We start from the raw sequence: 3,132 nt of genomic DNA, 5'->3' as shown, positions 1-3,132 counted from the left end.
CGACCGACAGCCGCCCGCAGTGCACCAGCAGAATCTGTGCGGGTGCGGCCCACCGCTGCCGCAGCACCGCGGACCGTTGGCGGGGGTGAAACGTGTACAGGTCAACGCCCAGCGGCACGGTGACGGTGTTGCCCGCGCCGATGCGGTCGAATTCCTCCCGCGCGAAAGCCGTCGTGCACACCACGGTGTCGTAGTCGGCGGCGTTGCGCGCATTGGCGAAGTCAGCGAACCTGCGCGCGACGCAATGCGGGAGCATCTGAGCGGCAAGGCGGTCGAGCCGTTCATGGGAGATCATGACTGTCCGCGTGCCGCCCTCGCGGCCCCACCGGCCCAAAGATCGCAACGTGAGCCGATCAGAGACTTCCAGGGCATCGGGCCGCAACCTCTCCAACAAAGCCCGCACCGGTGCCGGCATCACCGCGCGATAGCCGCCGGTGAACGGAATCAGCCTCGCCGGCAACGTGATTCGCACTACGCCGGTGGATAGTCGGCTCCGGTCGGCATTCCTGCCCGGGACGACCAAGAAAACATCGTGGCCCTTGGCGCAATACTCGGCGCCAAGGCGATCGACCGCAGTGCGGAGGCCGCCGGAGCGAGGTCCGTAAAAGTTGGCGACCTGCACGACACGCATACTCCCGAGCAGAACCGTTACGCGTGTGCTCTTAACAATGCAGAGCCGACAGGACGCTGAACACTGTGTGAACGACTCAGGACGGGTTCTGCGGCACAGCGTTGCCGACTTCGGCATTGCGGCGCTCGATCTGCAGCCGGTCCTTGCTGCGCAGCATGCTCAGCAGCGATATCAGCACCAGCCCGCCGATCATATTGCCGACGACGGTGTAGCCGAACCAGTACAGCCAGTCCAAGTAGCCGAAGGGTGCGTTGTTGGTGACCAAGGCGCCGAAGATCAGCAGCGAGTCAAGGATCGAGTGGAACAGTTGCAGCCCGGCGAGCAGAAACGCCCCCGCGACGGCCGCCGCGATTTTGCCGAACACCGAGTCGGTGCCGTGCTGCATTCGGGTCATCAACGTGATGACCATTCCGGCGAGGATGGCCAGCGACAGGCTCTGCGCCGACAGCGGCGCTGTCGCGAACCGGCCGGCCGTTTTCACCGCCTGCGCGTGCAGGTCCGGAAACGCGACCATGATGAGCCACATGAGCACCCACCCGCCGACGAGGTTGGCAACCATCGTGCCACCCCACAACTTGATGAGCTGAGCCATGGTGGCCCGCTTGGCGGCCACAGCGGCCACCGGAACCAGAAAGCCCTCGGTGAAGAGTTCGCTACGGCCAAGCAGCAGAGCAAGAAACCCGATGGAGAACGCCAAGCCGCCCAGCAGGACATTGTGCGTCTCGCGGAGCACCGACAGGTAGGCGAGAATGCCCATCGCGACCTCGGTGCCGCCGAAGAAGCCGGTTGCCAGCAAGCCGTGCCAACTGCGTTGCAGGCGCTGTGTGCCCTGATGCACCAATCTGGTGAAGGCGTCCTCGAGTTCATCTTCGATGGGGCTGTCGATTTCGCCGACCCGGGGTCGGCTGGTATGACTCACAATGTGTTCCTTTGCGTGGTTGACAGCTCGCCCCGATACTAAGCAGGTGCTGCCGGGGCAGAGAGCACTGCAGCCGCGCATGCCTGACTAGGGTTTGGTCTATGGCGGAGCGGCTGTCTGCGCGCGAAGCGAAACGTTTGCAGACGAAAGAGCGACTGATGGGTGCGGCCATCGCAGAGTTCAAGCGGACCGGAATGGCCGAGGCCGATGTCAGCGCCATCGTGGCTGCCGCGGGAGTTGCACACGGCACGTTCTTCTTCCATTTCCCGACGAAAGAGCATGTTTTGCTGGAACTGGAAAGGCGAGAAGAGGAACGGATCACCAAGCTTTTGGCGCAGTTCGTCAAGTCGAAGCATGATCTTGCCGCCGTGCTGAATGAGGCAGTCCGGTTGGTGGTGGGCCTGGAACGCCGGCTGGGTAACTTGCTCTTCAAAGAGTTTCTGGCGCTGCACTTCTCGCAGACCCGCCCGCCGGTGGAAGGCGTCGAGGATCACCCCGTCATCGTTCTGGTCGCCCAGGAGATCGACGATGCTCGAGAGTGCGGCCGAACCGACCCGAACGTCAATTCCGCGAACAGCGCCGTGTTCTTCCTCCTGGGTCTTTACGCGCTGTTGGTCACCACCAACGACTGGCCGACGCGCCGTGCGCTGCTCGACGATTACGTGGCGAGGACTCTGCGGAGCGTCGAGCCACGTCGTTGAGCAAATTCTTGGTGACTGCAGTCAGTTTTGTTACGGTGACCGGATGAGCCAACGCATCATTGTCGACAATCCCACAGCGGCGGGCCTGTCGTTCGACGAGCACATGCAGCAATCGCGGCTCGCTCAGCGTCAGGCCGACAAATGGCTCATCTCCGGCAGCTTTCTGATCGGCACTGCAGCTTTAGGGGTTTTCGGGCTGCCATTGTTCCTGCGGGGCGTCTGGCTGTTGCGCCACGCCCAACGCGACGGATTGTCGGTCCGGCCAACACTCGTGACGTTGCTCGGCTACCTGGTCATCATCGACGCTGCGATCAACACCGTCGGCTGGGCGCTTGACCTGGTCGCCAACCACACGCTGCTTGCCCGCGTTCTGCTCAACGGGTGGGGCAAGATGTTCGACGCCGGGTACTTCTGGCACTACAACGAGCTCTGGGTCGGCGGCGCCGCCGGCCCGGGTGAGAAGGCCTGGGAAGTCGGACTGATCCTCACGGTGTTCACGATGCGGATTGCCGCCGCGATCGGGTTCTTGCAGATGAAGCGGTGGGGTCATCAATGGATGGTGATCACCTGCTGGATGGGCGTGGTGATCTGGATCGCCTACGTGTTCAACATGACGATGTACGCCGATGTGCGCTACGCCGGTGTGGTGTTCCCGGTCGTCGGCTGGTGGCTTTACGACATCTTCTACATCACCCCCTTTCTCGCGATCCCCTACCTGCACACCGTCAACCGGGAGATCTTCTCCGACTGACTGCGTCAGCCCTTTTCACATCAGCCATACCAGCCTTTTAGGGGAGGAAAGTGGTGTTGTGCCCGCCTCTGAGCGATTCGCGCCCGGCCAGGAGCCGGTGTGTGTGTGGCATCCGAGCCCATCCTGGAGG

4 protein-coding genes are annotated in these 3,132 nt (G+C 62.9%); 2 read left to right on the top strand and 2 right to left on the bottom strand.

The genetic code is table 11. The features are described 5' to 3' along the window. Together WA317_RS10195 and WA317_RS10190 are read right to left on the bottom strand one after the other, a co-directional pair. On the bottom strand, positions 1-631 hold a 631-nt coding region (locus WA317_RS10195; protein ID WP_425172917.1), incomplete at its 3' end, for a glycosyltransferase. 76 nt (positions 632-707) lie between these two features. Then, a complete protein-coding gene (locus WA317_RS10190) occupies positions 708-1,550 on the bottom strand; it encodes a formate/nitrite transporter family protein (RefSeq protein ID WP_425172916.1) in 843 nt (280 codons plus the stop codon). 101 nt (positions 1,551-1,651) lie between these two features. On the opposite strand from WA317_RS10190, the gene WA317_RS10185 reads away from it, so the two are divergent. Both WA317_RS10185 and WA317_RS10180 read left to right on the top strand, forming a co-directional pair. After that, entirely contained in the window at positions 1,652-2,251 is a 600-nt protein-coding gene (locus WA317_RS10185; RefSeq protein WP_425172915.1) for a TetR/AcrR family transcriptional regulator, read from the top strand. A gap of 43 nt (positions 2,252-2,294) precedes the next feature. Continuing rightward, the gene (locus WA317_RS10180; RefSeq protein ID WP_425172914.1) at positions 2,295-3,002 is read left to right on the top strand and encodes a hypothetical protein; all 708 of its coding nucleotides are present in this window, start codon (positions 2,295-2,297) and stop codon (positions 3,000-3,002) included. The last annotated feature ends 130 nt before the right edge of the window (positions 3,003-3,132 follow it).

The sequence above is a fragment of the Mycobacterium sp. genome (assembly GCF_049802695.1).
Taxonomy (GTDB): Bacteria; Actinomycetota; Actinomycetes; order Mycobacteriales; family Mycobacteriaceae; genus Mycobacterium.
The sequence above is the reverse complement of the archived record's forward strand: the minus strand, read 5'-3'. Positions and strand labels throughout refer to the sequence as shown.

Bases quoted from the DNA above. Each gene is read 5' to 3' on its own strand.
- WA317_RS10185 (WP_425172915.1), top strand. From the start codon at position 1,652: ATGGCGGAGCGGCTGTCTGCGCGCGAAGCGAAACGTTTGCAGACGAAA.
- WA317_RS10180 (WP_425172914.1), top strand. From the start codon at position 2,295: ATGAGCCAACGCATCATTGTCGACAATCCCACAGCGGCGGGCCTGTCG.